Raw genomic sequence first — 6,373 nt, 5'->3', positions numbered from 1 at the left:
GCTGCGGGAGCGCCGCGACGAGATCCCGGCCATCGCCCGTGAGCTGCTACGCGGCTTCGGCGCTTCGCTGCGGCTTACCCCGGGGGCGCTGGAGCTGCTGGCGTCCCAGCACTGGCCGGGCAACCTGCGCGAGCTGGCAGGCGTACTGGCGGCCGCAGCCGACCGCCGGTCCGCGGGCGACCTGACGGCGGCCGACCTCGCCCCGGACTGCACGGAGACGGGCGCGGCCCTGACCGGCTGGGAGCAGGCCGAGTACGACGTCATCGTCCGGACCCTGCGCGCGTGCGACGGCAACAAGGTCCGGGCGGCCAAGCAGCTGGGCATCAGCCGGTCCACGCTCTACAACCGGATGCGGGCGCTGCGGGTCCGCTGAGCGCGAGCTCCCCAATGAGGTTTTCTCATAGCCGCGCTGGTCGCTACGTTGAGGTTCGGTCAGGAGCACGGACTGCCTCGCGCCCGGTCACCCACATCGGCGACGTCGCGGCAGGCTGCGATGGGCCAGGGTCCCGGCACGCCCGTCCCCACACACAGCCGAGGTGTCCGGGATTTGGACACTCCACCGCCGCGCCGTCTCCACACAATCGAGGCACGCGCACCGCCGCACGTGGAGGAGATGGCCGTGAAGACGAAGGCAGCCGTACTGTTCGACGCCGGGAAGCCGTTCGAGATCATGGAGCTCGACCTCGACGGGCCCGGCCCCGGCGAAGTGCTCATCAAGTACACCGCCGCCGGGCTGTGCCACTCGGACCTGCACCTGATCGACAACGATCTCGTGCCGCGGTTCCCGATCATCGGCGGCCACGAGGGCGCCGGGATCATCGAGGACGTCGGGCCGGGCGTGACGAAGGTGCAGCCCGGGGACCACGTCGTGTGCAGCTTCATCCCGAACTGCGGCACCTGCCGCTACTGCTCGACCGGCCGCCAGAACCTGTGCGACATGGGCGCCACCATCCTCGACGGCCACATGCCGGACGGTTCCTTCCGCTTCCACGGCGGCGGGCAGGACTTCGGGGCGATGTGCATGCTCGGGACGTTCTCCGAGCGCGCGACCATCTCCCAGCACTCGGTGGTCAAGGTCGACGACTGGCTGCCCCTGGAGACCGCCGTGCTCGTCGGATGCGGCGTGCCCACCGGCTGGGCCACCGCCAACTACGCCGGCGGCGTGCGGGCCGGGGACACCACCGTCGTCTACGGGATCGGCGGCATCGGCATCAACGCCGTGCAGGGCGCCGCGCACGCCGGGGCGAAGTACGTCGTCGCGGTCGACCCGGTGGAGTTCAAGCGGGAGACGGCGCTGAAGTTCGGCGCCACCCACGCGTTCGCCACCGCCGCCGAGGCCGCCGAGAAGGTCAGCGAGCTGACCTGGGGCCAGCTGGCCGACCAGGCGCTGATCACCGTCGGCACGGTCGACGAGGAGGTCGTCAGCGCCGCGTTCGACGTCGTCGGCAAGGGCGGGACCGTCGTCATCACCGGGCTCGCCAACCCCGAGAAGCTCACCGTGCACCTGTCCGGCGCCGTGCTGACGCTGTTCGAAAAGACGGTCAAGGGCACGCTGTTCGGCTCGGCGAACCCGCAGTACGACATCGTCCGCCTGCTGCGGCTCTACGACGCCGGGAAGCTCAAGCTCGACGAGCTGGTGACCCGCAAGTACACCCTGGAGCAGGTGAACGAGGGCTACCAGGACCTGCGGGACGGCAAGAACATCCGCGGCGTGATCGTCCACGCGTAGCGGGTGGTGTCCACAGTGGACCTAGACTCGCCGTACCGGGTGAACCCGCGCGAGCCCTTCGAGGCGCTCGCACACCGCTGCGAACGCCGGGACGGGTGCTTGCTCGGCGCCCCGGACGTGGTCCGCTTCGTCCGGGAGCTGGCGATGCACGCCACCGCCCGCGACGCGCTCGACGCCGCGGAACTCGGCGGGACCAGCCGGGCCCGGGTGGTGGCGGCGCTCGAACACCTCGCCGCCACCGGCGTCATCGTCGCCGACCCGTGAACCACGGTGGCCACCACGATCCCGACGTGGTGGCCACCGGCCTCACGGGCGCGGGGCGTTGCGCAGGTTGGCCCGCGCGAGGTCGACCATCTTGCCGACGCCGCCGTTGAGCACCGTCTTCGTCGCGCCGAGGGCGAAGCCGCGCACCATCTCGCCGGTGATCCGCGGCGGGATCGACAGCGCGTTCGGGTCGGTGACGACCTCGACGACCGCCGGGCCGGGGTGCGCGAACGCCTTCTCCAGCGCGCCGCGCACGTCGGCCGGATCCTCGACGCGTTCGGCGAAGACACCGCACGCGGCGGCGATGGCCGCGAAGTTCACCGGCGCGTGGTCGGTGCCGAAGTCCGGGAGGCCGTCGACGAGCATCTCCAGCTTCACCATGCCGAGCGTGGCGTTGTTGAACACCACGACCTTCACCGGCACGTCGTAGGCCGGCAGCGTCAGCAGGTCGCCCATCAGCATGGCGAGCCCGCCGTCGCCGGAGAGCGACACGACCTGGCGGTCCGGCTGGGACAGCTGCGCGCCGATCGCGTGCGGCAGCGCGTTCGCCATGCTGCCGTGCCGGAACGAGCCGAGCACCCGGCGGCGGCCGTTGGGGGTCAGGTAGCGCGCGGCCCAGACGTTGCCCATGCCGGTGTCGACGGTGAACACGGCGTCGTCGGCGGCGACCTCGTCGAGCACCGAAGCGACGTACTCCGGGTGGATCGGACGGCGCTGCTCGATCTTGCCCGTGTACGCGCCGACGACCTTCTCCAGCTTGCGCACGTGCTCGCGCAGCATCCGGTCGAGGAACACCCGGTCGGTGCGCGGCCGCAGCAGCGGGAGCAGCGCGCGCAGCGTCTCGCGCACGTCGCCGTGCACGGCCAGGTCCAGCGGCGTGCGGCGGCCGAGGCGGGAAGCGTCGTGGTCGACCTGGATCGTGCGCGCCTGCGGGAGGAACTTGTCGTATGGGAAGTCCGTGCCCAGCAGCACGATCCGGTCGGCCTCGTGCATCGCGTCGTAGCAGGCGCCGTAGCCGAGCAGGCCGCTCATGCCGACGTCGAACGGGTTGTCGTACTGGATCCATTCCTTGCCGCCGAGCGAATGCCCGACCGGGGCGGCGAGCTTTTCCGCCAGTGCCATGACTTCTTCGTGCGCGCCGCGGACGCCGGCGCCCGCGAACAGCATCACCTTCTCCCCCGAGTTCAGCAGGTCGGCCAGCTCCCGCACGGTCTCCGGAGCCGGCACCGGCGGCGACGGCGCGACCAGCGGGAGCCGCTCGGTCAGCGGGCCGGTCGCCTTGCGGTCGGCGAGGTCGCCGGGGATGGTCAGCACCGCGACGCCGCCCTTGCCGACCGCCGCCTGGGTGGCGATGCGCAGCAGGCGCGGCAGCTGCGCCGGGTCCGCGACGACCTCGCTGAAGTGGCTGCACTCGGCGAAGAGCCGGTCCGGGTGGGTCTCCTGGAAGAACCCGGTGCCGATCTGGTTCGACGGGATGTGGGAGGCGATCGCGAGGACCGGCGCGCCCGAGCGGTGCGCGTCGAACAGGCCGTTGATCAGGTGCAGGTTGCCCGGCCCGCAGCTGCCCGCGCACACCGCGAGCTTGCCGGTGACCTGCGCTTCGGCCGCCGCGGCGAAGGCGGCGGTCTCCTCGTGCCGGACGTGCACCCACTCGATGCCGTCGATCCGGCGCACGGCGTCGACGATCGGGTTCAGGCTGTCCCCGACGATGCCGTAGATGCGCTCGACGCCCGCGTCCCGCAACGTCCTGACCAGTTGTTCCGCCACCGTAGCCATACCTCCAGCGTGCCCGCGCGCCCCTCATGCGTCCAATGCCTGATTGGCTGAATTTCCATACACTGGCGGCATGGACGTCCAGACGCTGCGGCTCTTCCGCGCGGTCGCCGGCGGCGCGACCGTCACGGAGACCGCGGCCGGGGCCCACCTCACCCAGCCCGCGCTGTCCCGTGCCCTGCGGCGGCTGGAGCACGAGGCAGGCGCCGAGCTGTTCCGCCGGTCCGGGCGGCTGCTGCGGCTGACCCCGGCGGGGCACGCCTTCAAGCGGCACGTCGACCTCGTGCTCGACCAGCTCGACCAGGGCCTGCGCGAAGTCGGCGAGATCGTCGCGCCGGGCACCGGGGTCGTGCCGCTGGCCTTCCTGCACACCTTCGGGACGTGGCTGGTGCCCGACGTCCTGCGGGGCTTCCTGCGCGAGCACCCCGGCGCCCGCTTCGAGCTGCGGCAGCACGGCGAGGCCGGGCTGGAGGCGGAGCTGCTCGACGGCACCGCCGACCTCGTCCTCACCAGCGGCGACCCGGGACACCCGCAGCTGCACTGGGAACGCCTGCTCGTCGAGCCATTGCGGCTCGCGGTGCCGCCGCACCACCGGCTGGCGCGCCGCCGCCGGGTGCGCCTCGCCGACCTCGCGGACGAGACGTTCATCCTCCTGCGCCCGGGTTACGCGCTGCGCGAGACGACCGAGCGCCTGTGCGCCGAGGCCGGGTTCGCGCCCCGCATCGGGTTCGAAGGCGACGAGGTCGAGACGCTGCGCGGGCTCGTGACCGCCGGGCTCGGTGTGTCCGTGCTGCCGCTGCCGCACGCCGCGGAGTTCCCGGCGCCGCACCTGGAACTGACCGATGTGGACGCCGCTCGCGACATCGGGCTCGCGTGGGCGGGCGGCCGGACTCTCCCGCCGTTGAGCGAAACCTTCCGGCGGTACGTCCTCGACCGTCCACAAGGGACCATGTGAGAAACACCGTGTGACCACGCGAAGTGACCGGTGGTGTGACAGGGTGGGGACATGGCCGCGCTGAGATCCTTCCTGACGTCCTGGACCTCCGTCACCCCCGTGCTCGGCATCCTCGTGCTCGCGCTGGCCTGGGGCCGCGACCTCGGCCCGGTCTTCGTGGCGATCGTCGCGATCGCGCTCGGCGCGACCGTGCTGGCCGCGGTGCACCACGCGGAGGTCGTCGCGCACCGCGTCGGGGAACCGTTCGGCTCGCTCGTGCTCGCGGTCGCGGTCACCGTCATCGAAGTCGCGCTGATCGTCACGATGATGGTCTCCGGCGGCCCGGACGCCGGCTCGCTGGCGCGGGACACCGTGTTCGCCGCGGTGATGATCACGACCAACGGCATCGTCGGCATCTCGCTGCTCGTCGGCGCCCGCCGCTACGGTGTCACGCTGTTCAATTCCGAAGGCAGCGGCGCCGCGCTGGCCACGGTCGCGACGCTGGCCACGCTGAGCCTGGTGCTGCCGACGTTCACCTCCAGCACGCCCGGCCCGGCGTTCTCTTCGGCGCAGCTGACGTTCGCCGCCGTCGCCTCGCTGGCGCTGTACGGCACGTTCGTGCTGACGCAGACCGTGCGCCACCGCGACTTCTTCCTCCCGGTGGCGGCCGACGGCGAGGTCAAGGAGGACGACCACGCCGACCCGCCGACCAACCGGGCGGCGCTGGGCAGCCTCGCGCTCCTGCTGGTGGCCCTGGTCGCGGTCGTCGGCCTGGCGAAGGTGGAGTCCCCGGCGATCGAGGCGGGCGTCCGCGCGGCCGGCTTCCCGCAGTCGTTCGTCGGCGTGGTGATCGCGCTGCTGGTGCTGCTGCCGGAGACCCTGGCGGCGACACGCGCGGCCCAGCGCGACCGGATGCAGATCAGCCTCAACCTCGCCTACGGCTCGGCGATCGCGAGCATCGGCCTGACGATCCCGGCGATCGCGCTCGCGTCGGTGTGGCTACCGGGCGAACTGCTGCTCGGCCTCGGCTCGACGCAGATCGTGCTACTGGCCCTGACGGTGGTGGTGAGCGTCCTGACGGTGGTCCCGGGCCGCGCAACCCGCCTCCAGGGCGGCGTGCACCTGGTCCTGCTGGCGGGTTTCCTGGTGCTGGCCGTCAACCCCTGACAGCCGCCGGTCGTGAGTGTTTAGGCGGGTTAGAACCCGCCTAAACACTCACGAGCCGGCCGAGCGGACCTCGATCCCCACCACGCACGTGTCGTCGTCGGTGTCCGCCGTGCTGTACGTCAGCAGCGTGTCCAGCTGGTGCTCCAGCCCGCCCTCGTGGCGCTCCACCAGTGTCACCAGCCTCGACACCGTTTCCTGCACCGGGCGGTCGCGCCGCTCGATCAGGCCGTCGGTGTAGATCAGCAGGATGTCGCCCTCGGCGAGGCGGATCTCCTCCTCCGAGTACGTCACGTCGCGGACCGCGCCCAGCAGCGAGCCGCGGATGAGGGGCAGCGTCGTCACCTCGCCGCCGCGGTGGCGGACGATCGGGGGCAGGTGGCCGGCCCGGGCCCAGCGCAGCAGCCGCGTCGCCGGGTCGTACACGGCCGCGACCGCGGTCGCCGTGACGTGGTCGGTGAGGTGGTAGGCCACCAGGTTCAGCCACGTCAGCAGCTGGGCGGGCCCGG

Annotated in this window: 7 protein-coding genes; 5 read left to right on the top strand and 2 right to left on the bottom strand. The window is 72.1% G+C overall.

Features of this window, described 5'->3' with window-relative positions:
• The 3 genes from G3I65_RS51575 to mftB form a co-directional block, all read left to right on the top strand.
• Nucleotides 1–373 (top strand): helix-turn-helix domain-containing protein (locus G3I65_RS51575; RefSeq protein ID WP_275940200.1); only part of this gene is annotated, 373 nt, incomplete at its 5' end.
• 246 nt (nucleotides 374–619) lie between these two features.
• Nucleotides 620–1,729: an NDMA-dependent alcohol dehydrogenase gene (locus tag G3I65_RS51570; protein WP_160703320.1), complete on the top strand. Its 1,110-nt coding sequence runs from the start codon at nucleotides 620–622 to the stop codon at nucleotides 1,727–1,729.
• Nucleotides 1,730–1,744: 15 nt separating this feature from the next.
• Nucleotides 1,745–1,993 carry a mycofactocin biosynthesis chaperone MftB gene (gene mftB, locus G3I65_RS51565; RefSeq protein ID WP_160703318.1) on the top strand — a complete coding sequence of 83 codons (249 nt, stop codon included), beginning with the start codon at nucleotides 1,745–1,747 and terminating at the stop codon, nucleotides 1,991–1,993.
• A gap of 42 nt (nucleotides 1,994–2,035) precedes the next feature.
• Here the strand turns inward: mftB and G3I65_RS51560 are convergent, their stop codons facing one another.
• A complete protein-coding gene (locus G3I65_RS51560) occupies nucleotides 2,036–3,769 on the bottom strand; it encodes a pyruvate dehydrogenase (RefSeq protein WP_160703316.1) in 1,734 nt (577 codons plus the stop codon).
• 70 nt (nucleotides 3,770–3,839) lie between these two features.
• Between G3I65_RS51560 and G3I65_RS51555 the strand changes: the two genes are divergently transcribed.
• Complete coding sequence (locus tag G3I65_RS51555; RefSeq protein ID WP_160703314.1) at nucleotides 3,840–4,721, top strand: LysR family transcriptional regulator; 882 nt, start codon at nucleotides 3,840–3,842, stop codon at nucleotides 4,719–4,721.
• 51 nt (nucleotides 4,722–4,772) lie between these two features.
• Nucleotides 4,773–5,867, top strand: coding sequence for a calcium:proton antiporter (locus tag G3I65_RS51550; RefSeq protein ID WP_160703312.1), 1,095 nt, complete (start codon nucleotides 4,773–4,775; stop codon nucleotides 5,865–5,867).
• Between the two features lie 48 nt (nucleotides 5,868–5,915).
• Here the strand turns inward: G3I65_RS51550 and G3I65_RS51545 are convergent.
• Nucleotides 5,916–6,373: PP2C family protein-serine/threonine phosphatase (locus G3I65_RS51545; RefSeq protein WP_160703310.1), on the bottom strand; the 458-nt coding region annotated here is incomplete at its 5' end.

Source organism: Amycolatopsis sp. SID8362, assembly GCF_010550475.1.
In the GTDB taxonomy this organism is placed as follows: Bacteria; Actinomycetota; Actinomycetes; order Mycobacteriales; family Pseudonocardiaceae; genus Amycolatopsis; species Amycolatopsis eburnea.
Note: the sequence above shows the minus strand (reverse complement) of the source record. Positions and strands in the feature narration are given on the sequence as shown.

Excerpts from the sequence above, each read along its gene's own strand:
- G3I65_RS51560 (WP_160703316.1), bottom strand. The coding sequence starts at position 3,769 with ATGGCTACGGTGGCGGAACAACTGGTCAGGACGTTGCGGGACGCGGGC.
- G3I65_RS51555 (WP_160703314.1), top strand. The coding sequence starts at position 3,840 with ATGGACGTCCAGACGCTGCGGCTCTTCCGCGCGGTCGCCGGCGGCGCG.
- G3I65_RS51550 (WP_160703312.1), top strand. The coding sequence starts at position 4,773 with ATGGCCGCGCTGAGATCCTTCCTGACGTCCTGGACCTCCGTCACCCCC.